The organism is Gordonia sp. NPDC003504 (assembly GCF_053587995.1).
In genome coordinates this window covers 321,114-346,244 of sequence record NZ_JBSFPC010000001.1, presented here as the reverse complement: position 1 = coordinate 346,244, position 25,131 = coordinate 321,114, and the positions used below count along the sequence as shown (strand labels likewise).

The 25,131-nt window shown below is 68.1% G+C and carries 4 protein-coding genes; 3 read left to right on the top strand and 1 reads right to left on the bottom strand.

Annotated features, from left to right (window positions below; all coding sequences use genetic code 11):
- Positions 1–175: 175 nt before the first annotated feature.
- Together ACWDPV_RS01545 and ACWDPV_RS01540 are read left to right on the top strand one after the other, a co-directional pair.
- Positions 176–17,809 carry an amino acid adenylation domain-containing protein gene (locus ACWDPV_RS01545; RefSeq protein ID WP_449741482.1) on the top strand — a complete coding sequence of 5,878 codons (17,634 nt, stop codon included), beginning with the start codon at positions 176–178 and terminating at the stop codon, positions 17,807–17,809.
- Positions 17,806–20,265: a DUF4012 domain-containing protein gene (locus tag ACWDPV_RS01540; RefSeq protein ID WP_449741481.1), complete on the top strand. Its 2,460-nt coding sequence runs from the start codon at positions 17,806–17,808 to the stop codon at positions 20,263–20,265. The genes ACWDPV_RS01545 and ACWDPV_RS01540 overlap by 4 nt, the downstream gene beginning before the upstream one ends.
- A gap of 647 nt (positions 20,266–20,912) precedes the next feature.
- Here ACWDPV_RS01540 and ACWDPV_RS01535 read toward each other — a convergent pair.
- Positions 20,913–21,155, bottom strand: a complete 243-nt coding sequence (locus ACWDPV_RS01535; protein WP_449741480.1) for a hypothetical protein — start codon at positions 21,153–21,155, stop codon at positions 20,913–20,915.
- 224 nt (positions 21,156–21,379) lie between these two features.
- Between ACWDPV_RS01535 and ACWDPV_RS01530 the strand changes: the two genes are divergently transcribed.
- Positions 21,380–24,745: an AMP-binding protein gene (locus tag ACWDPV_RS01530; protein ID WP_449741479.1), complete on the top strand. Its 3,366-nt coding sequence runs from the start codon at positions 21,380–21,382 to the stop codon at positions 24,743–24,745.
- The last annotated feature ends 386 nt before the right edge of the window (positions 24,746–25,131 follow it).

Genomic DNA, 25,131 nt, shown 5'->3' with positions numbered 1-25,131 from the left:
TCTACGAGTATGAGGCCTGCGATTCTGTTGGCTTCTGTTTTGTGCTTCCTGTGGAGTTTTATCTTTCTACCGTGGGCGTCGAGGTTTTGTCTGTTGTTCTTTTGGTGAGGTGGTGCGGTTTCTGTTTTTTGGTTAAAACGCTGTCAGGCTTTCGATTAACTATGAGAATTCTGTGATGACGTCGAGTGGTACGCGATTGAACGACGCACAGCGAAGCATGCTGTCTCGCCAACACGCGCTACGCGAGGTCCCTTTGAGGATCGCGAATTTTGCTGTGATCGACGGTAGGGATCTCGATGTTTGTGAGTTTTTCGGGGCTCTTAGCGCTGAAGTGCGATCGCAGTTCTTCTCCGAAACTGCGGCTCTAGTTTCGTCGTCTTCGGGTACGTCGTCTCGTAACGACCAGTGTGGTCAATACGCGGTTGACTTTATGGATGTGCGAGGTAGGGATGATCCTATGTCCCATGCGCTGCAAGTGATGTATCTTGACTTGAGCACAGCGGTCAATCCGATCGAGGTGGAAGTTGGTCGTGGAATTCTCTTCCAAATAGACCTTGGGCGTTTTGTGCTGTATCAGCGTACGCATCACGTTGTCACCGACGGTGTTGCGGCGATGGGTGCCATGGTTCGCGTCCTTCGGAACTGTGCGGCGGTAGTTTCAGGGGAAGCAGCGTCACAGTTGGCGGCTGTTGACCTTAGTGTTGCGGCTCGGGCTGAATTGGCATATAGAAGGTCATCGCGCTTCGCTCTTGATCGGGATTACTGGGTGCAGAACTTGTCCGGACTTGACGGACCTGCAGTGTCTTTGGCGCTGCGACTGGGGCAATCGGAGATCGTGAACCGCACAGCGTCAATAGCGCTCGACCTGCGGGTGATGGCGCTGCTCAGGTGTATTGAAGGTTCCAAGGGCGTGACTATACCCGGCGTCATCTGTGCTGCAATTGCCGCATTCTTTAGTCGTGTGACCGACGCCAACGATGTTACGTTTAGTCTCGCGGTCGCCGCCCGTACGACGGCTGAGCTGCGGGCTTCACCATTGCCGATGGTGAACTTTGTGCCGTTAAGGACCGGCGTCAGTTCGAGCGTTTCTGTGAGCCAGGCTCTTCACTCGAGCCAGGGCTCGTTGATGGGAGCATTGCGTCATCAGCGCTATCGTGACGAGGACATAGTTGCAAACATGGGGTTTCGCGTCGGTGGTCCAGTCCTGAATATCATGATGTTCGATCGTAAGTTGGAGTTTGGGGCGTTCACGGCTGAGTTTCATCCGATCACGACTGGTCCCGTGGAGGATTTATCGATCAATTTGTATCCTGAGGGTTTGGCGAAGGAGTCGTTAGCGAGTGGCCGTCTAATCCTCGACCTTGAGGCCAACCCAAATCGGTACGACGAAGCAGAAGTTGCGGAGCATCACCGCCAGATTGTTGCGATGATCGGTGAAGTGGCGAGGGCGCTAGTGGAGAGCCCGGATGTGCTCATCGATGACTTGCCTTTGCTCGTGGATGAGCCGGAGGCGCTGTCGACAGCGAGCGTGCCAGTTGTGCTCCCGGATGTTTTGGATGCCACGGTTGAGAGGTTTGGCGGTCGTGTGGCTGCTGATGCTGGTGCGTTCGGCGAAGTGGGTGCACTTACGTTCGGTGAGCTCGATTCCTTGGCTCGGGGACTCGCCAAGGAGCTTCGGGAGTCCGGGGCGCTGCCGGGTGGGTCGGTAGCGGTGATGCTGGGGCGCGGCGTTGAGCAGATCATCACATGGTGGGCGGTGGCTCGGACCGGTGCGACTGTCGTTTTGGTGGATCCTGATCAGCCGGCGTCGCGTACGGAGTATGTGCTTGGTGTTGTTCGGCCGGTTGTTGTGGTGGTTGGGGATGGTTTTGCGGCTGGGCGGGTCGATCTTTCGGGATGTGGGGGTGTGGTTTCGGTTGGTGGTTGGGCTGCGGGGGTCTCGACTCGGTCCTCGGATAGCGCCTCGGACCGGCTCGCTCGGCGAGGGGAAGTCGTGGGGCGTGAGGACTGGGAGCTGCCGCACGTCGATGATGCCGCTTACATTGTGTTCACCTCGGGGACAACGGGAACTCCTAAAGGCATCGCTGTCTCTCATCGTGGACTGGCCAACCTCTTGCGTGACGCCGAGAAGCTTTTCGATGACGGAAGGGGTGAGCCGGGTCGTCTTGCCGGAGTGGCATCGCCGGCGTTTGATATCGCTCACTTCGAGATGCTGGTGTGCGCCGGCCTCGGGTACACGCTCGTCCCCATGCCGGAAGTGGGTGCCGGTCTGGGTGATCGCCTCGTTGAGCACAATGTCTCGCATCTGTATGCGACGCCGTCGCTGATTGCGCGCATCCCCACCGAACAGTTGCCGCCGACCGTCTGCACCATCGGTGAGGCACTTCCGCCGCCGGTGGCCAAGCAGGTCGCGGAGGTCAGCACACTCCGCAACACCTACGGGCCTGCCGAAGCGACGCTGTATGCCACGGTCGCCGAGATCGGCGCCGACGTCCTGCAAGACCGGCCTACGTCCATCGGGTTGCCGGTGCAGGGAATGGCGGCGTATGTCCTTGACCACAAGCTGCGGCCACTGCCACCCGGCATTCTCGGCGAGTTGTATCTTGCCGGAGCGCAACTCGCGCTCGGCTATGTCGAGCGCACCGACCTCACCGCATCGCGTTTCGTCGCGTGTCCGTGGAATCCCGGACAACGGATGTACCGCACCGGTGACGTCGTTCGCATCGACCCCACCTCGCGACAGTTGGAGTTCCACGGCCGCAACGACGATCAGATTTCCGTGCACGGCGTCCGAATAGAACCCGCCGAGATCGAACGCCTCGCTGCCGAAGTGGACGGCGTTGACGCCGCGGTGGCCGTTCCCGCCCAGACCGAGCACGGCACCAGCATCGAAGTTGCCCTGACCGCGCAGCCCGGTGCAAATCCAGCGGCCCTGGCCACCGCCGTCCGCCATCATCTCTTCGGCACGCTGCCGTCGGTGATGTGGCCCCGGCGCGTCCTCGTCATCGACTCGCTGCCATTGGGCACCACCGGAAAGCTCGACCGCCGCGCCATCGCCGAACACTTTGCCGCCACCCCCATCGAACCCGTCGCCTACCAAGCACCGAATACCGACACCGAACACACAGTGGCCCAGACTGTCTCGCAGATCCTGAGCATCGACGACCCGTCGATGCTCGCCTCCGTCATCGACCTCGGCGGCACCTCACTGGCGCTCATGGAAATCGTCGGACGCCTTGGCACCGCCACCGGCCGCACGCTACGTATCGCCGACATCACCGTCGCCACCACCCTCGCGGACGTCGCCGCCACCATCGACGCCGCACCCACCATCACGGCATCCGCAGACACGGCACCGGCCGTGTCGCCGACCCCCGTTCTCACCCCCGCCCAACAACAACTCTGGCTGCTCAACCGCCGCGATCCGCGCATCGCCGCCTACCACCTGCCCGCACACCTGACTCTCGACGACGGCATCGACACCGGCACCGTCACTGCAGCACTGACCGACGTCACCGCTCGCCATGACGCCCTACGCATCGTCTTTCCTGCCGCCGCTGACGGAACCGCCACCGCCCGTGTAATTTCCGTCGACTCCACCGATCTGCCCATCACCGTCGGGCCGCTCAGCGACACCGATATTCACGCGGTGGCCACCGCACCGTTCGACCTCACCGTCGAGCCGCCGTGGCGCGCCGCCATCGACGACTCCGCCTCGCAGCTATCCCTGGTGCTGGTGGCCCACCACATCGCTATCGACGCCACCTCCATGCCGATCGTGATCGCCGACTTCCTCACCGCCCTCGCCGCCCGCCGCGAAGGGCGAGCGCCGATGTGGCCCGCGCCCGCGGCAATGGGACTCGAAGTGTCCGACAGCATCGACATGGCTGAGTCGGACGCGTACTGGCGCGAGTACCTTGCCGGTGCGTCCGACCGGTTGGCGCTTCCCGAACCCGCAACCGAGACCACCGGCGGCGTCGTCGGAGCATCGGTGAGCCACCGCCATCGTCGTCTCGACGCCGCTCACCGCGCCGCGTTGGCCGAGACCGCCACCGCATGCGGTGTCACCCCGCACACCCTGCTGCGAGTGGCGCTCGCCGCGGCGCTGGCCGCACACACCGGCACCGATGACACGGTGGTGTCGATACCGACCAGCGGACGATCCGGGACCGATGATCTCGCCCGTGTCGGTATGTTTGTGCGAACGGTCCCATTGCGGCTGAACGGGATTCGCGATCTTCTGCTGAGTGAAGCTGCACACCAGGCTGATGATGCTCTGGCCCAGGCAATCCCGCATGCCGATGCCGCGCCACCCGGATTGGCCGACGTGCTGCTCACACTCGACGTGCCGGTACCGACATCGCTTCCCGGGGTGGTGCACTCCGCGGCGATGCTATCCACCGGATCTGCGCGCGCCGCACTCGAATTCATCGTCACCGACACCGCCGAACACGCTGGCAGCGGCAACCTCGATATCCGAATGACCGTCGCCCACCACCACGTCGACGCCACCGGCGCTGAACGCATCCTCGACACCCTGCTCGCCACCCTGACGCGCATCGCCGCCGCCACCCCCGACACCTTCGTCGATGCCTGCCTCCCGCCAATCCCATCTCCGGCGAGCACGCCACGACACACCCGCGCCATCGATCCCATCCGCGCACTCATCCCGCATACCACCGAGACACCGCACGCCGCGGCCGTTGTCCACGACGACACCACCCTCAGCTACGCCCAACTCGCCGCCCAAGCACGACGCCTCGCCCTCGACCTGCAGAAGCACGGCGTGCGCGACGGTGACCGCGTCGCCCTGCTGATGGGACGCTCCACCGACACCATCGTTGCGATGGTCGCCGTGCTGATGGCCGGCGCCGCCTACGTCCCCATCGACCCCGAGTACCCACCGAGCCGCATCGACACGCTCATCGACGCCACCGCACCCACGGTGATCCTCCGCGACGGCCTGCACATCGGGACGGTTGATGCCACCCACGCTGCGCACCAACGGATTCCGGGAGCCGCGTACCTCATCCACACCTCCGGGTCCACCGGCGACCCCAAGGGGGTGGTGGTCAGCCGAGACAACCTTGCCGCGATGCTTGGGGCCACCCTGACGGAGATCGGCGCCGGGCCTGCCGACGTGTGGAGTTGGGCGCACTCCTACGCCTTCGACTTCTCGGTATGGGAAGTGTTCGGCGCGTTGGCCTCCGGCGGCACCATTGTCGTACTCGACCGAGACACCGTCCGCGACCCGTGGCAACTGGCCACCGCGCTCGACACCCACGCGGTGACCGTGCTCTCCCAGACGCCGACCGCCTTCGCCCGACTCGCCGACCCCACCATCGCGGCGACCCTCCCGAGTGCACTGCCCGCGCTGCGCTGCGTCGTCTTCGGTGGCGAACCACTGCGCCCGCCGACGCTGCGAGATTGGGCCGCAACACATCCCGCTGTGCGATTGATCAACATGTACGGCATCACCGAGACCACCGTGCATCTGACGGCCGGCGACGTGGACGTCGACGATGCACGCAGCATGGTCGGCGCACCACTGGACGGCGTGCAGTACTCCGTACGCGACGCTCGGCTGCGGCGGACACCTGTCGGCGGGCGCGGCGAACTCTACGTGTCCGGGGCGCAGGTCTCCTTGGGCTACCTCGGCGCACCCGCCGGTACGGCCCTGCGCTTTGTGGCCGACCCCGACCATCCGGGCCGACGCATGTACCGCACCGGCGACGTCGTGCGACTGCACTCCGACGATCGGCTGCAGTATCTGGGCCGCGCCGATGATCAGATCCAGTTGCGGGGCCACCGCATCGAACCCGGCGAGATCGCCGCGGTCCTGCGCCGCGCCCCCGGAATACGGGATGCGCGGGTACTGGTGGCGCCCGGCGCCCGAGACGGCGATGAGCAGTTGGTGGCGTTCGTCATCGGAGCCGAGGCAGTGCCCGGCGTCGACGCCGACACCAGCCCTGACAACGACGCCGTCCTGGCGACCTGCGTCGCGCAGCTCCCCGCGCACGCGGTCCCGTCGGTGGTGCGCTCGGTGACGCGATGGCCCACCACCGACACCGGCAAACTCGACCGATCCGCCCTGCTCGCCACCCTGGACGCGACCACCACGCCCGCCGAGCCGCTGAGCACCACCGAACACCGCGTGGCCGCCGTGGTCGGTGAGGTGATCGGCCGCGACGCACTCACGGGCGCGGACGCCAATTTCTTTGCGGTGGGCGGCACCTCGCTGTCGGCGGCGCGGCTGGCCGCCGCGCTGTCCACCTCGCAGCGGTTGGTGTCGGTGGCCGACGTCTTCGCCCACCCGACGGTGAGCGCGTTGGCCCGACTGATCGAAGGGCCGGGTGCCGACACCGTCGAACTCGCGGCAGACGACCTCACCGATGCCCAACGCGCCCTGTGGTTGCTGAATCGGGCCGAACCCGACTCGCCCGCATACCATCTCGCGGTCCGCCTGACCGTGCCCGCCGACGCCGCGACCGTCCGGGCGGGCCTGCTGGACGTGGCTGCCCGCCACGCGGCGCTGCGCACCGTCTATCCCGACGTCAACGGCACCCCCGTCGTGTCCGTACTCCCCACCGCCGAGGTGACCGACGCGATCCTCGTCGACGACGGGCGCGACGTGGTCTCCACACCGTTCGACCTGACCGCCGAAGTCGCGTGGCGAGCGGCGGTGTCCACCGGGCATTCGTCGGCACTCGATGGCCTCGACGTCCCCGACGCGCAGACGACACTGACCCTCGTCGCCCACCACATCGCCATCGACGGATGGTCACTACCGATCCTGCTGGCCGACCTCACCGTCGCCCTCGACGCACGCCGCGCCGGACGCGCCCCGCACTGGCCGGACACACCCACCCGACCACGCCGCCGCGTCACCACCGCCGACCCCACGTTCTGGGACCGCTACCTCGACGGCATCCCCGAGCACCTGGCGCTGCCCGGACCACCCGACCCGCAACCCGCCGGACTCGCCGGCGGACCCGCGCACCGGGTGACCCGCACCGTGATCGCGCCCCTCACCGACGCCCTGAGCCGCCGCGTCGCCGACGCCGGCACCACCCTGTACCCGGCGCTGTGGCTGGCGGTCGGCGCCACCCTCGCCGAGATCACCGACTCCGACGACGTCGTCGCCGGCATCCCCGTCGCCGGCCGCGACGATCCCACCACCCACGGATACGTCGGGATGCTCGCCCACACAATCACGCTGCGGGCCACCGGCATCGGGGATCTCCTCCTCGACGACGACAATCTCGACGACAACAATCTCGATGCCGCCCTCACCCGCGCCCACGACGGCATCACCGACGCCATCGCCCACGCCGACACCGCGCCCGCCACGCTGCCGGAGGTAATCCTCGACTACCAACCCGACCTCTCCGCCATCCTCGGCGCACCCGGGATGCACGTCGAGGAGATCGACACCGGATACGTCCGTGCCGCAACCGAAGTCACCGTGCGCCACGCCGACGGGGGCCTGACCGTGAGCGTCGCCGTCGCCCGCCACCGCGTCGACCCGGCCGCCGCCGACATCATCGCCGACCGCACCCTCGCCTGGCTGCACCGCATCGCCGCGACTGATACCACCGCCACCGTCGACGAGCATCCCGCGTCACCTCACCGCGACGCCACCGATGTGCTGACACGTATCCGGGCCGCCGCACAGCTGGCGCCGAGTGCCGTCGCCGTCTCCGATGATGGCGCCGACCTCACCTACACCGACCTGCTCACCCGCGCCGACGAGCTGGCAACACGATTGCGGGATAACGGGGTTCACGCCGGTGACCGCGTCGCGCTCTACCTCGACCGCGACCCGCGGGCCGTCATCGCGATCGTCGGGGCCCTCATCGCCGACGCCACCTTCGTTCCCCTCGATCCCACACAGCCGACGGCCCGGCACCGCACCATCCTGGACGACACCACCCCCACCGCCATCGTCACCACCGACCTGCAGATACACCCCGGCCCGGCCGATGCCGCCGCATCCCGCGACCCCGACCTCGCGTACCTCATCCACACCTCGGGATCGACCGGAAAACCCAAGGGCGTCATGGTCACCCGCGCCGGACTGGCCGCGATGTACACCGCCACCGCCGACCTCGTCGGCACCGACGCCCACTCCGTCTGGGCGTGGACCCACGCACCCACCTTTGACGCGTCGGTGTGGGAGATCCTCGGCGCGTTGGTCACCGGCGGACGCCTCGCCGTCATCGCTCGCGACGACGTCCTCGACCCGCCCGCCTTCGCCGAAGCCCTGGCGCGGCAGGGGGTCACCATGCTCACTCAGACCCCCACCTCCTTCCTGCGGCTCACCACCGACAGCATCGCCACGGCACACCCGGACGCCTTTGCCGCGCTGCGCTGCCTGATGATCTGCGGTGAACCCGTCGACCCCACCCTGCTGAACGAGTGGGCCACACGCCATCCCGACGTTCGCATCCTCAACGCCTACGGTCCCACCGAGACCACTGTGCAGGTGGCCGGCACCGTCTCCGACCTCACCGACCACCGACCCATATTCGGTACCGCACTCCCCGGCGTCGGGTTGGAGGTCCTGGACCGGCGCCTGCGACCCGTCCCACCCGGGGGCCGCGGTGAACTGTACGTGTCCGGCATCCAGGTGGCGCGCGGATATCTGCGCGACGCCGCCCTCACTGGTGCCCGATTCATCGCCGGGCCCAACGGAATCCGCCGCTACCGCACCGGCGACCTCGTTCGACTGCTACCCGACGGCCGGCTGTGCTACCTCGGCCGCAGCGACGACCAGATTCAACTCCGCGGATTCCGCGTCGAACCCGGCGAGATCACCGCCGTGCTGCAGTCGGTGCCCGGAGTGCGTGACGCGCGGGTCCTCGCCATCGACGGCGCCACCCCCGCCGACCGGCTGCTCGTCGGCGCGGTGCTCACCGACACCGGTGGCCCGGAGAACGCGGGCACGGATGCGGAACTCACCGAAGCCGCGCTGCGGGATGCCTGTGCCGCACAGCTGCCCGCGCATCTGGTGCCGGCCCGCATCACCGTGCTCACCCACTGGCCGCTGACCGCGCACGGCAAACTCGACCACCGAGCACTGCGCGCCCAGCTCGCCACCCCCGACACGTCCGGTCGACCCCGCACCCCCGACGAGGATGCGGTGGCCGCGGCCATGGCGGCCGTCGTCGGCGTCGAGGACACCCAGGGCTGGGGACCAGGGACCAACTTCTTTGCGGTGGGCGGTCATTCACTGTCGGCGGCCCGGCTGGCGGCGACCCTCTCGACTGGCGGACGACGCGTCGCGGTTTCACAGATCTTCGCCCACCCCACCATCGAAGGCCTGACCGCGGCGATCGATGCCGCCGACGGCACTGTGGCCGGCGGTGGCGTGGCACTGCCGGAGCTGGGCTCTCATCTGGGTGACGTCGGACCCCGCTCCGCGCGACTGCCCCTGTCTCCCGAACAAGAAGACCTGTGGCTGCGGTGGCGCGCCCAACCCGACCTGACCGGCTACCTGCTCACCGGTGCCGCACCCGTGACTGACGTGTGGGACGGCACCCTGGACGAGCTGCGGGCCGCTATCCGACGCCTCGCCCTGCGCCACGATGCGCTGCGCACCAGCTTCCCCGACTCCGACACCGGCCCCTACCAACGACTCTGGACCGACGACGAGGTGCTCACCCATCTCGGTGACCTGCCCGTCGAGACGATCGACGGCAGCGTCGCAGACAGTTCCGGCACCGACGCGATGACCGCGTGGCTGCGGACGCCACTGCACCTGGCCGAGTCGCTGCCGTGGCGGGTCCGCCTCGTCGAGCACGACGGCACACCATGGATTCTGGTCACCGCCCACCACATCATCGCCGACGGTGAATCGTTGCCGATCATGCTGCGGCAGTTGACCGCTCCCGCCGACACCGCTCCGGTGATCGGCTACCGCGAGTACACCCGGTGGCGGCTCGCAACGCTCGACGCGCGTCGCACCGAGCTTCGCGAGCACTGGGCAGCGGTGTTCACCGAACCCGTCACGGGCCTGCACCTACCCGAATTAGACTTCGCTGCTGTGGGTTCCGGTGCGTCGCGGGATCACCGCACGGCGCTGACCGTCGCGAACACCGACCGCCTTGACGCGCTGGCCACCGCGCATCGCACCACTCCGTTCATGGTGGCGCACGCGGCGCTGGCCGCGGTGCTCGCCCGCCACGCCGGAACCGACCTCATCACCATCGGCACCGCGGTGTCCGGACGGATCGACCCGTGCCTCGACGAGGTACCCGGCCTGTTCGCACGAGCCGTGCCCCTGCACACCAAGATCGACCTCACTCGGCCGTTCACCGACCTGCTCGCCGACGTCACCGCCGCCGACCTGGCGGCATTCGCGCACGCCGACCTGCCGCTCGCCGAGATCGGCGCCCTCGCCGACCCACAACGAGACCGCGTGGGCCGCCCCCTGTTCGACGTCGTGTTGGGGATGGGCACATCACCGGCCCCGACAGCCGACGGAGTCGCCGCGCGCACGTCCGGGAACGGGGCCGGCAGTCTCTTCGGCCTCGACATCATGACGCACCGCACCGGCGGACAACTCCATCTCACGCTGACCTGCGGGACGCGCGTGGCCGACGCCGACCGGCTGACCGCGTTCGGTGAGTTGCTCGTCGACACACTGGGACGTGTACTCGACCAGCCGGACGCGCCCACCGTCGACCTCATCGTCGGCCGTTCCGATCCTGATGGGTTGCCCGACACCGACCATCCCGATGCACGCCCGGCCGCGGTACCGCAAACTCTTGACGCCCTCCTCCGCCACACCGATGATCCCGATGCGGTGGCCGTCTCCGACGGTGCCACCACCCTGACCCGCGGGCACCTCGACCGCGCCAGCGGCGCGCTGGCCTGGCGTCTCCGAGACCTCGGTGTCGGACCGGGAGACGTCGTGGCACAACAGGTACCGCGTTCGGTGGAGGGCGTGATCGCCACCGTCGCGGTGGCTCGCACCGGTGCCGCATTCGTCAACATCGCCCCCGCCGATCCGCCGTCCCGGCGCGCCGACCTGATCTCCCGCGCCCACGCCCGTGTCGTCGTGACCCGTGACGGCGACACGTCTCGGGCTGTTGGCATCCCGACGGTCGCCGTCGACACGTCCGACCCCGACGGCGGTGATCGTCCCGCGTTCACGCCGGAGGACCGGGCCCGCCCGCTACACCTCGACGACCTCGCCTACCTGACCTTCACCTCCGGCACCACCGGCGCCCCCAAGGGGGTGCACCTCACCCACCGGGGACTGTCGGCCTGGGCCGGCGACGTCGTGAGCCGCCTGCGCGTGTCCGCCGCCGACCGCGTACTGCACACATACGCACCGGGATTCGACGCCCACCTGATGGGTCTGGTACCGGTCCTGATGGCCGGTGCCGCCATCCAGATCTGCCCCGTGGACGTCGTCGGCGGTGCCGAACTCGCCGACGTCGTCACCACCACCGGTGTCACCGTGCTGCTGACCACACCATCGGTGCTCGCGACCCTCGATGCCACCGCGATACCGCAGGTGCGTCACATCGGCGTCGGCGGTGAAGCGCTGGCACCGCGACTCGTCGCCGACTGGTCGGCCGGGCGGACCCTGAGTAACGAGTACGGGCCCACCGAGACGACTGTCGCCGTCAGCAGCGCCGAGTACCGCTCGGCCAGCGGCCCCGTGGTGACCATCGGGGCACCCATGCCGGGTGTCGGCGCCGCGATCCTCGACGACACACTGCACGCGGTGCCCGACTACACCATTGGGGAGCTCTACCTCAGCGGCGACGGCCTGGCCCGCGGCTATTTGGATGATCCGGCGGCCACCGCGTCGGCATTCGTCGCCGGCGGTGACGGCCGACGGCGGTATCGGACCGGCGATCTCGTGCACCGCCGCGCCGACGGCAGTCTCGTCATCCACGGTCGCCGCGACGACCAACTGAAGGTACGTGGCATCCGCATCGAACCCGCCGAGATCGAGTCCGCCCTGGCCGCGGTGCCCGGCGTCGCCGCCGCCGTCAGTGGTGTCCTCACCACCCCGACCGGTGAACACACCCTCGTCGCCTGGGTGACCGCACAGCCCGGCGTCACCCTCGATGGACGCAGTGTGCGGGAACACTCGCGAACTCGGCTGCCCCGCAGCCTCGTTCCCGGGACCGTGACCGTTCTGGATCGACTTCCGTTGGGGCCCAACGGGAAGGTGGATCGACGTGCACTCACGGTGCCGGAGCCGGCGCCGTCGGGGGCCGCGCCGGGTACCGAGATGGAACACGCCGTCGCCGACATCGTCGCCGAGGTGCTGGGCATCGACGCATCCACGCTGACCGCCGATTCCGACTTCTTTGCCCTCGGTGGCACGTCACTGAGTGCGACGCAGGTCAGTTCGCGACTGGCCGAGCGCACCGGACGTGACATCGGGGTGGCTGCCGTCTTTGACACCCGCACCGTCGCGGCGCTGGCCCACCGCATCACCGAGAGCCCCGGCGCCACCACGCGGCCCCGGCCCATCGCCGGACCGCGACCCGCCGTCCTTCCACTGGCATATCCGCAGCGACGCATCTGGATTCACCACCGCATCGACCCCACTTCCACGGCCTACCACGTGCCCGTCGTGGTGCGGTTGACCGGGAATATCGACCTCGACCGGTTGAGTGCGTCGCTCGCCGACGTGCTCGCCCGGCACGACACCCTGCACACCCTGCACCCCGACACCCCGGATGGCCCCGTACAGCGACTCGGTGACCCCGACGACGTGTGGATCGTGCACACCGACGACCCGACCGCCGCCATCCGCGCGGAGATCACCCGACCCTTCGACCTCGACACCGGGCTGCCGGTGCACGCCACCGTGCTCACCACCGACGACGACCAGTCCACGGGTGCGGTGTATCTGGTGCTCACCCTGCATCACATCGCCGTGGACGGATGGTCGGTGCGACTGCTCCTCGACGACCTCGTACAGACCTACCACGGCGTCACCGTCGCGCGGCCGCCGTTCACCTACGCCGACTTCACCCAGTGGCAGGCCGACGTCCTCGGCGACCCCGCCGACGCCGACAGCCTCTTCGCCCGGCAACTGACGCACTGGCGCGGCGTGCTCGACGGTGTGGGCGCACCGGTCCGCCTGCCCGGCGTATCGGCCGTCGACGTCGGCCCGGGCGGTCGGGTATCGACGCAACTGGACAGCCACACCAGTGACGCGATAATCATTGCCGCACAACGACTCTCGGCCACTACCTTCCAGGCAACCCATGCGGCCCTGGCGGCGGTGATCTCTCGCTGGAGTGATCGCGACGACCTCGTCATCGGTGTCCCCGTGCACGGGCGGTCGGCACCCGAGTGGGAATCGGTGGTCGGCATGTTCGTCAACACCGTCGCCCTGCGCACACATCACCGACCCGACACCACCATCCGGCAGGCCATCGTGGCGTCGCGTGATGCCGCACTCGACGCCGACGCCCATGCCGACATCCCGTACGAGGTGGTGGCCCGCGCCGTCCGCCCGGACGCCCGCGGCGCGGGTGACCCGCTGACGTCGATCCTGCTCGTCGGGCAGGACGTGATGCCCGCCGTCACCGAACCGCTGACCCTCGAGGTCGACGGAACAATGCTGACCGCCGAACCCGTTGACCTCGACGGCGATGAGATCGCCGCGAAACTTGATGCGGAACTGGTTCTCTCGACGGTCGAGGGCCAACTACACCTGACCGTCGTGTACTCACGCCGTATGCCGAGAGAGGTGGCCGAGGCCCTACTCGATGGTGTGGTGGCCGCGGTGTCGGCGGTCGGCGGGGACATCGACGTGCCGTTCCCGGTCGGAGTGGGTGTGGGCGTTGCCGATGTGACGTCCGCGGCTCCGTCCGTGGTTGGTGTGGTTGCTGCGCAGGCAGATCCGATGACGGTGAGTCGCGTCGTCGCCGGTATCGCCGCCACCCTGAAGATCGACCCCGCCGACGTGGGGGAGGACGCCGACTTCTTCGACCTCGGTGGTACCTCACTCTCGGCGACACAGCTGGCCGGCACCCTCGGTGAGCGCATCGGGGTGCGGGTGCCCACGCGGATGATCTTCGACCACCCCGCCGTGGCGGACCTGGCCGCGGCCATCACCGCGCTGACGGTGGAATCGGAGGTGGGTGATGCCTCTGTCACCGCGGTGGCGGACAGCGTCGATGATGCCGCGGCGGCGGACAGTGTCGATGATGAGGACGACGGGGTGGACGAGGGCGGCGATCTCCCGCTCGCGCCTACTCAGCGTCGGATGTGGGTGGCCGCACACACCGTGGGCAACACACCCATGTATGTGGTGCCCATCGTCATCGCGGTACCCGACGGCACGACGATGTCGCGGGTGAGTGCCTCGGTCGACGCGCTGATCGCCCGACACGACGCTTTGCGCACCATCTACCCGGCCACCGCCGACGGCCCGCGGCAACACGTCCTGCCCGACTGGCGCCCCGACCTGCACTGGCTCGACGCCGACGCGCTCACCCCCGCGCTGATCGGTTCCCTGATGCGCACACCGTTCGACGTGACCACCGTCCCGCCGGTGCGGGCGTATGCGCTGCTCGGCGACACCGCGGCCGGTCCGGGGAGCCCGCTGGCCGTCGCACTGGTGATCCATCACATCGCCATCGACGGTGACTCGGCCACCTTCCTCGACGCCGACCTCAGCGCGCTGCTCTCCGGGCACGGAACAGGCATCGCCGCACCACAATTCAGTGACGTCACTCGTGAACTACTCGCCGCCGAACGGGCCGCGCGTGCCGACGAGCTCGCGTTCTGGGCTGACACGCTGCGCGGTTACGACGACGATCTCGACCTGGTGGCGAGTCGCCCTACCGTCCGCGACCACACCACCGCAATCGTTCACCGTGACCTCGACGACGGCCTGGCCACCGCGCTCGCCGCCGCCGGACGCCACCACCACGTCACCGGTTTTCACCTCATGCACGCCGCACTCGCCTGGGCGTTGGGCGTGCACACCGGCACCGACGACGTCGCCATCGCCACCACCACCTCGCTGCGGCGCCGTGCCGAATGGCGGGATGCGGTCGGTATGTTGGTGTCGACGGTGGTGTTGCGCAGCAGGATTCGTGGGGGAGTGGCTGTCGACGACTATCTCACCGAGGTGCGGGATGCCGATCTCGCCGCGCTCGACCACGCGCTCGTCGCCTTCGACGACGTCGTCGCACACGTCGGGGCGCGCCGCGAACCCGGCCGCAATCCTCTCGCCCAGGTCGCGCTGACCGTCGACGCGGGCGTTGACTCGGGTGTCGACGGTGCGGCTGCCGACGAGGGCGCCACACCACAGTCCGAGTTCGACATCCGGGTCAGCGTCACCGAGAACGCCGACACGCACACCGTGCGGTTCCTCTATGCCGCAGACCTTTTCGACGCCGCCACCGTGCAGCGGCTCGCCGACCGGATGACGGCGGCCCTGCGGGTGCTCGCCGGTGATCCCACACATCGGCTGGACGGTGCCGACCTGCTCAGCGCCACCGAGACCGCCCTGATCGGCGCGGCAGCCGACGCCCCCGCACCTGCCGAACCGCCGTCGCTCGGCGCACTGTTCGACGCACCCGCACAGCGCACCGGCGGCTGGCTCGCGCTGGACGATGGACGCCGTGCACTCACCTACACCCAACTCGCCGACTGGGTATCCGTCACCGCCCACGCCCTGGTGGACAAGGGAATCCGGCCCGGGGATGCAGTGACCGTGGAGATCCCACGGTCGATCGAATCGATGGTGGCCGTCCGTGCGATCGCGCGTCTGGGTGCGGTGTATGTGCCCGTCGACGTCACGAACCCACCCGAGCGCATCGCGGCGATCCGCGCCGCCACCGGCGCCACCGCCCTTAGAGTCGCGGATATTCCACCGCGACCCGACGCGACCGCCGCACCGGAGCAGGGGATCATCCCGTTCCCACCCGCCGCGGTGCGTCCCGATGATCTGGCGTACATCATCACCACCTCGGGAACCACTGGCCAACCCAACGCGGTGGCGGTGAGTCACTCTGGGCTGCACCGGTTGTCGTCGGTGGCACGCATCGATGCGTTCGACCGGGTCGCTGCGATGGTCAGTCCCGGTTTCGACCCGTCGATCATGGAGATGGTGCTGCCGTTGGACTCCGGTGCGACGTTGGTGGTGGTGCCGCCGGAGATCATCGGTGGTTCCGACCTCACTACGTGGCTCGCGAAGGCGGGTGTCACGGTGTTCATTGCCACGCCGTCGGTGCTGGCCACCCTCGACCCCGAACCGCTTCACCTGCTGCGGATGGTGTTCGTCGGTGGCGAAGCGTTGCCCGCCGATCTGGCCGACCGGTGGGCGTCGCACTGTGCACTGATCAACACTTACGGACCCACCGAGGCCACGGTGGCCGCGACGGCCGGACAGCACCGGTCGGGTCGGCCGGTGACCATCGGTACCCCGGTCGACGGAGTCGGCGTTGTGGTCCTCGACCGCGCATTGCGTCCGGTGCGGCCGGGTGTGACTGGTGAGCTCTACCTGTTCGGAAGTTCGCTGGCCCGAGGCTATCTCGGCGATCCGGCGTTGACGGCGGCACGGTTTGTCGCCGCACCCGACGGCCGTCGGATGTATCGCACCGGTGACCTCGTCCGATGGGTGGACGTCGAGGGCCGGTGGGAACTGGCCTACCGAGGACGGGTCGACCGGCAGGTCAAGATCCGTGGACAACGCGTCGAACCCGCCGAGGTGGATGCGGTCCTTCGACGCTCCGGTGCGCGGCACGCCGCCACCGTGATCGGCGATGGCCCCGGCGGTCCGGTGCTGCTGGCGTACGTCGTCGTCCCCGATGCGGTGAGCGTCGACGACCTCCTCGACGCGTGCCGGCGGACGTTGCCGCGGCACATGGTGCCCGCCCGGATCATTGAGGTCGAGTCCATTGCGCGGACATCGTCGGGCAAGATCGACGAGTCGGCGTTGCCTCGCCCGGACTGGTCGGCGTCGGGGCGCGCCCCGGTTACCCCGATCGAATATGGAGTTGTCGACGCCTTCCGGGCGGTCCTGCACACGCACGTTGGCATGGACGACGACTACTTCGCCGCGGGCGGCAACTCGTTGAGCCTGGTGTGGTTGCGTGACGAGATCGCCGACCGCACCGGATGGCGGCCCGCCATCGCCGACCTGTACGCGCACACCACCCCCGCCGAGGTCGCAGCACTCATCGACACACCGCGAGCCCTCGACGACCGACGGACCGTCGAACTGTCGGCGCCCGCCGCTGACCGACCCATCCTGTGGGTGGTGCACCTGGTGAGCGGGGTGGTCACCCCGTATCGCGCGCTGGCCGCTGCGCTGCCCGGCTATCGGGTTGTGGGACTGCAGCTTCCGGAGCTGATCGACGGCGGCACATTGCCCTCGTCGCTCTCGGAGATCGCGGCACTGCATGTCGCGGCGATGCGCTCGGTCCAACCGACCGGCCCCTACCGGGTGGCCGGCTGGTCGGTCGGTGGTGTCATCGCCCACGAGATCGCCCGGCAGATCGTCGAGGCCGGCGGTAGTGTCGCCGACCTGATCCTGCTCGACCCGCGGACCCCCGACACGATGTCCGACGCACCCGCCGAGGAGGCCGCGGGGGTGGCACCGCAGATCGTGGCGGCGGTCCGCTCGCATCGTGGTGGCACGGTGCCTGTCGGTAAGGTCCTCTACATTGCCGCGTCCGACACACCTGGTCCCATCGGTTGGGACCGATTCATCGACGGTGCCGTCGATGTGATCGCTCTGCCGGATGCGCACCGTGATTTCGGCGATCCCGACGTGATGCGACGGATCGCCCACATTCTCGAGGAGGAGATGTGAGCGAACCGACCGGTCGGCCGTCGACGATCCTGTTTGTCTGCACCGGCAACATCTGCCGGTCGCCGATGGGGGAGCGGATTCTGCGGGCGATGGCGTCGCGCGGCGACGTTGACGTGACCATCACCAGCGCCGGTGTGGGCGCCCAGAACGGGCAGCCCATGCACACGTCGGCGGAGCAGGTCCTCGAAGAGCACGGCTACGACGCAACCGATTTCGCGGCCCGCTACCTGCGCCCACAGATCCTCGAAGGTGCCGACCTCGTCATCACCATGACGCGTGAGCACCGCGCCGCCTGTCAACGGATGCTGCCCGCGCGGTGGAAGCGGATGCTCACGCTCACCGAGCTGGTGCAGCTGCTCGACGTGCTCGGCGACGATGCGTCGATGCAGGATGTCATCGACTCGCGGGGGCGGGTCGACACGAATGCCGAATCCCTCGACATCGTCGACCCGATGGGACAGCCGAAAGAAGCCTTCGAGCGGGTGTTCGGCGAGATCGAGCCGAAGGTGGGGCGCGTCGCGGAGTGGTTGGGGGTGCCCGGCGACTCAGTTCCCCACACCGACCCTCCCCTCGCCGGCACTCCACCTACCGCGGGTCGAGTAGGTCCGAGGGACGAGGGCCGTATCGAGGCCACCCAACCGTCAGACGACACCGCACCCCCACCACCCGACGACCCCGCAGACACCGACAACGATCACCCCCCACACCCCCGCAAATCCCACCGCAAACTCTGGATCACCCTCGCGGTGATCATCACCCTGATCATTCTCGCCATCCTCTGGCTGGCTTTCTCCGCGTTCAAGACCAAAGGCGACTTGGAAGCAGCAAAAACCGATGCCCAACAAGCGAAGACGCTGATCGTCAAGGGCGACGAGAGCGGAGCGAAACGAGCCGCCCAGTCCGCCGCCGACGAGGCGTCGAGCGCCGCCGACCGCACCCACGGCATCATCTGGTCAGCCGCGGCGGCCGTCCCGTGGCTGGGTGACCCGCTGGACTCGGTGCGGCAGATGAGTGACGCCGTGTCGGACTATGCCAACGACGTTCTGCTGCCGTCTGCCGACTTGGCGTCGGTGCTCAGCCCATCGCAACTGCGTTCCGGTGACACCATCAACACCGCCCCGCTGCAGCGGGCGCAACCCCAATTGGCTGCCCTCGCAGCGCGATCCAGCGCCATTAGTGACCAAGCGCGGTCCATCGAACCGTCGTGGCTGGGTACCGTGGCCGACGCCCGCAATCAGCTTGTCGACGTCATCGACCGCGCCGACGCGACCATCAATGGCACCAACGTTGCCGCGCAACTGGTTCCGGGAATGGTCGGTGCCGACGGGGCGCGCAACTACTTCTTGGCGATCCAGACGCCGTCAGAATCACGTGGAACGGGTGGCCTCGTCGGTGGGTTCGCCATCGTCAACGCCACTGACGGGCACGTGACCACACCAACCCTCGGTGCCAACAACGAGTTCCGCAATCCGGCTCGCCCGCAAGTGGACCTCGGTGACGAGTACAACCTTCTCTACTCGCAATTCCATCCGTACACCGATTTTCGTAACGGCAACATCGACGCGGACTTCCGTGACGCCGCCCAGATCTGGCTGGCCAACTGGAAATCCCAGACCGGGCAGCAACTCGACGGGGCGATCGCCGTCGACCCGATCGCGATGAGTTACGTCCTCAAGGTGACCGGTCCGGTGACGCTGCCGAACGGTGAGAAGATCACCGCCGACAACATCGTGCCGATCACCCTGTCGACGTCGTACGAACGGTTCGCGAATAACAACGACGCGCGAAAGGCGTACCTGCAGGTAATTTCGCGGGCTATCGTCGACCAGGTCTCGACGTTCGACGGTGATACCAGCGGTCTGCTCGAGGCGTTGGGTCGGGGAGTGCATGAGCGTCGCATCATGGTGTACAGCACAGACCCGCAGGAGCAGGCGATTCTGGAGACCACCGAACTCGGCCATCAGATCTCGGACACCGACAGTCCGTACCTGCAAGTGGCGTTGGGTAATGCCGGCGGCAACAAGCTCGACTACTACCTGCGTCGCGACATCTCCTACGTGTCCGGGCAGTGCACCGGCGACATCAGGGAGAGCACGGTGGCCGTCACACTCACCAACACCCTCACCGACCTGTCATTGCCGGACTACGTGATCGCGCCCAACGGCACCGACCTCGGTGTCGAACGCGGCACCGACCTCGTCAACGTCGAAATGCTGACCACGAAAGGCGCGACGCTGAAATCGTTGACCGTGGATGGTGAACAGGCCCTGCGCATCGATCAGACGCTGCATGGCCGGCCGTACATGGCGACGATGGTGCAGGTCCCGCCCGGGCAGACTGTCACCGTCGAGATGACGATCGAGGAGCCCACGTCGGCGCACGGGGCTGCGGAGGTACCGATCCAGCCACTCGTCGATGACCCGAATGTCACTGTTGATGTGCCGGTGTGTGGGTGAGGATAGATCGGTGATGCGGAGCGGTCGCCGACGCGCGTTATGCCCCGATCGCTCAGTGCCTAGTCCAGCAGATGTGGGGATGAGCCCCCGCCCATAACGCTACGTATGCGTAGACGCCGCTTCGGGCATGTGGACCGCCCGGCGACAGATACACGCCGTCGCGCAGCGCGTGCCGGAACCTGTCGCATTGATGACCGCCGAGGCCCAGAGTCCACGGTGACGACGATGTAGTAGAACGTTGCGCCCTGGGGTGACGTTCTACTACATTTCTGTTTTGATCGACGGTGACTAGGGCTCGTGGGTTCGCTTGCCGTGAGTCGTTCTGGGACAGCATCATTCCGACATGGCCCGTGGCGGTACGACTCACTCGTGAGGTCGGCGTTGCGCTTCCCGTCCGGGGTGGCTTCTGAGGGGTCCTTCGACGGCGCCTGTTCCAGCCCCGCGGCAATCAACGCCCATCGGGGTGCCGGCTTCTTCGTCATCTTCGTTGCAGCGATGGCGGCCAGCGCCGCGAGGCGTCGTTCTTCCGGATCACTTGCACGTTTGCTGTAGTCGACAGTGACGCGCTGTCCCCTTCGCTGCTGTTTGTCCGTCCGATGCTGCGCCGTCGGTCTCGGTATCAGCGATATCTGCGCCCATCCTCGAGATCAGCTCCCTGCCAACGGCGTCTCGCTCGCCGTCATCAGCCGCGACTCGGCCAAGATGGCGATCACCCGCCACCCATCGCGCCGCTGGTCGCGGTTGGTGCTGTCGGTGGCCTCCATCGTCCACTCGAATCGCGTCCACCACTCGCGACGATTGTCCGCCCGCTGCTTCTGCGTCATCGTCATGATCACACCGATGGCGGCGACCAGTCCGACGATGAGCGTGACCCATGCATGTGCAGGCATGGACGGGTGGTGCCCAGCGTCGCCCGGGTGTTGAGTGCCGGCCGACGCTCGGTGTGCAGAACCATCGGGTACTCCACCGTTACCGGCCACGCCGGCGCACCCGCCCGCCCGACACGCCCATGCCCCGACGACCGGGGTGACATAGGGTTTCTGTGGTCAGAGTGCTCAGAAGTGCGTGGGTCTGGCCCGCAGGGGCCGAGGAAGTGTGAGTGGTGGAGGAATCGGTGACGGGTCCAGCGGAAACGCCGGAAGAGGGCGACGTGGCCGCGTCGCCGGTGACGCCGGTCCGTCGCCCCCCGACACTCGACCCGATCCGCGCCCTCATCCCGCACACGGTGAGCACCCCCGCGGCCACCGCCGTCAGCGACGGGCAGATGGTGTTGTCGTATGCGCAGCTCGCGGCCCGCGCCCGACGCCTGGCCATCGACCTCGGCAAGGGCAGCATCCGATACGGCGACCGCGTCGCCCTGCGCCTACCCCGCAGCGCCGACACCGTCGTCGCCATGGTCGGTGTGCTGATGGCCGGTGCGGCCTACATTCCGCAGGACCGTGACGCCGACGACGACGTTTCGGGTGCGGGTCCGGTCGCGACGATCGGCACCGATCTCGCCATCGACTGGCATCGGGACGACGCGGGTGACCCGCAACCCGGAGACGCCTACCTGCTGCCCGCGGCCGGGTCGGGACGGTGGGTCGGGGTCACCCGCGCCAACCTCACCGCCATGCTCGGCGCCGGCCTCGACGTCGTCGCCGCCGGACCCGCCGACGTGTGGAGTTGGGCGCACCCGCTCACCGCACTGCAGTCGGCCTGGGAAGTGTTCGGTGCGCTTGCCTCCGGTGGTCGGGTGGTGGTGATCGACGACGCCGCCATCGTCGACCCGGCGTTGCTGGTCGCTGCACTGGACACCTACGCCGTCACCATCGTCACCCAGACGCCGTTGGAGATGGCCGGCCTCACCGACCCGGCCGCCGCGGCGACCATCGCCACCGACCTGCCCGCGCTGCGCTGCATCGTCACCGGCGGCGACCCGACACCCATCGCCCACGCCGACTGGTTCACCGCGCACCCCGACCTGCGGCTCGTCGCGCTGCGCGGCCACGCCGAAACCGGCGGATGGTCGGTGGGCGGAGAAGTCGACCCCACCGACGGCGGCGACGTCCACGGATCGGTGCTCGACGGCATCGACTGGTCGGTGCGTGACCCGCACGGCCGCGCCGTACCCCCGGGTGAAGCCGGTGAACTGTATCTCTCGGGAACCCAACTCGCCCGCGGCTATTGGGGTGACCCGGCGGCCACCGCCGCCCACTTTGTTGCCGACCCCGAGCAGGTCGGTGGCCGCATGTTCCGCACCGGCGAGATCGTCGCCGTACGCGCCGACGGGCGGGTCGTGGAGCCTGTGGCGGCGGACCCGGACGCGGTCGATGATGTTGATGTCAGCGCTGTGAACGCTCAGCAGAGCGCTGTCAACGTGACGGAGAGCGCCGTCAGTGTGACGGAGAGCGCTGTCAGTGTGACGGAGAGCGCTGTCAACGGTGCGGTCGCCGATGAGTCTGTCGAGGAGCCGGTCGTCGACGAACCTGACCCTGCTGGCGCTTATGCAGACGACGGCGGTGATGCAGATGACGGCGGTGATGCAGACGACGCTGCTGATGCCGACAGCGATGCCCCCGACACCGACGAACCGACCGAGGACGCCACCGCCGAGCCTGACGCATCCGATGACATCACGGAAGCCGAAGCGCTGCTGCAGTTCTGGGCGCGCACCCTCGACGGATACCCGGGCGACTTCGGCCTCACCGACCGACGACCGGCTGAACGGAAGCCGTCGGCGGGCGTCATCTCCCGGACCGTCGCCGAGGGACTCGTCGGTCTCATCGACCGCACGGCGCGTCGCCATGACGCCACCGTCGTCCATATCTTGCATGCGGCAACCGCTTTCGCGCTCAGTGTGCACACCGGACGGGACGATATCGCCGTCGCCACCCCGATCGGTGCGGGAGACGATGACGCCGATGCGTCGACGGTGGTGTTGCGCACCAGGTTTCCGCGGCCGCTGACCGTCGGCGACATGATCGACGCGGTCCGCGACGCCGACGTCGCCGCTGCCGACCACGCGCAGATCGACCTCGCCGACATCGTCGCCCAGCTGGACTGTCCCGTCGCCGACGGCATGCAACCATTGACGCAGATACAGTTCGCTGTCGGCGACACCGTGCAGGCCGATACACAGGGGTACGACCTGCGGGTCGTCGTCGACCCGAATCCCGAGAGCCGGCAGATCCACCTGGTGTATCCGCTGGACCTGTTCTCCCACAAGCCCATCGAACTGCTTGCCGCCCGCATCGGGCAGGCCTTGCGCATCCTCACCGGTGACCCGGGGGAGCCGGTGCGGTCGCGGATGCTGCTCACCCGTGCCGAACAGGCCTTCATCGCGACCCGCGCCGCCGCCACCCCCGACGACACCGACCCGCCGCTGCTGTCGGACTTGTTCGAGACTGCGGTGCAGCGGTATCCGAACCTCATCGCCGTCGACGACGGCTACCGCACCCTGACGTTCGACGAACTCGACTGGTGGGTGTCGGCCACCGCCCGCCACCTCACCGACAACGGGGTGGGCGCCGGTGATCGGGTGGCGTTGCTGCTCGAACGGTCCACCGAATGGGTGGTCGCCTTCTGGGCCGTGGGGCGCGTCGGGGCGACGTGCGTGATGGTCGACGGTGCCGCGGAGACGGAGGATCTGGCCGGGGTGCTCGAGGCATGCGCGACGCCCTTTGCGCTGACCCACAGCGACATTCCGCCGCTGCCCACCAAACCGATTGCCGCGTCACATGATCCGTGGGTTTCGCCCGATGCGTTGGCATACGTCGTGGTCCGCTCTGCTGACCGTGGTGACGGATTCGCCGCGGAGAGTGTCGGAGTGACCCATCGCGGGTTGCATCGCCTGGCGCGTATCGGTGGCGTCGACGTCCTCGACCGGGTGGCGTTGACCACCGGCCCTGACTCGGACCTGTCGGTGCTGAGCCTGATCCTCGCCGCGGTCGGCGGTGCGCCCGTCGTCGTCGCTCCGGCCGCCCGCGACGACAGTGAACTCGCCGACTGGCTGCGCGGTGCGCACGCCTCGGTGATCATCGCCAATGCCGCTGTGCTGCAGACGCTTCAGCCCGTCGAGCTGCCCGCGGTGCGGCATGTGCTCGTCACCGGCGATGCGCTGCCCGCCGAGCTGGCCGACGCGTGGTCGGCGACGGCGGTCCTCGACCACATCCGCGGCCCGGAGGAGGCCACCGTCATCGGGACAGTGGTGCGGTATCGGCGTGGCGTCGACCCCGATCTGATCGGAAATCCGTTGGCGGGTATGGGTGCTGTGGTGTTGGGTAGTTCGTTGGAGCCGGGCGCGCCGGGCGCGGTGGGCGAACTGTACTTGGTGGGGACCGGACTGGCCCGCGGGTACATCGGCGATCCGGCGCTCACCGCATCACGCTTCGTGGCCGGACCGGGTGGCGGGCGACTGTTCCGGACGGGGCGGCGGGTGCGGTGGGATGTCACCGACGACGGCCCGGGCGGGTTGATCGGGGTTCGGGCATCCGAATGACGACGCCCGACGTCGGTGATATCTCTGGCCGGGTGAGCCCGTCCGTGCCATTCCCTCCGCGACAGGACCGACTGATGCCGCGCAGTTCCACCGCGGTGGTCTCGACTCGCCGCTCGCCCTGGGGGTTCGCGGCGGCTCGACCGACGAGGGGGTGCTCGACCGACGAGGGTCGGCTCGACGACGGTTCGGTCTACCGGACCGGCGGGGTCGGACTCGGCCGACGGAAACCACAGCATGACTGCCGGAGATGATCCGGGTTGGCTCCGACGAGTCATGCTGCACGCGTGCGTAGTTGGGCGAATTTTGCTCCGGAAAGGTCTTGGCACTCGTCACGTGGGAGTGCTAATCTGTCGGCACGCAGTGATGGTGAGTGTGGTGCCGTCAAC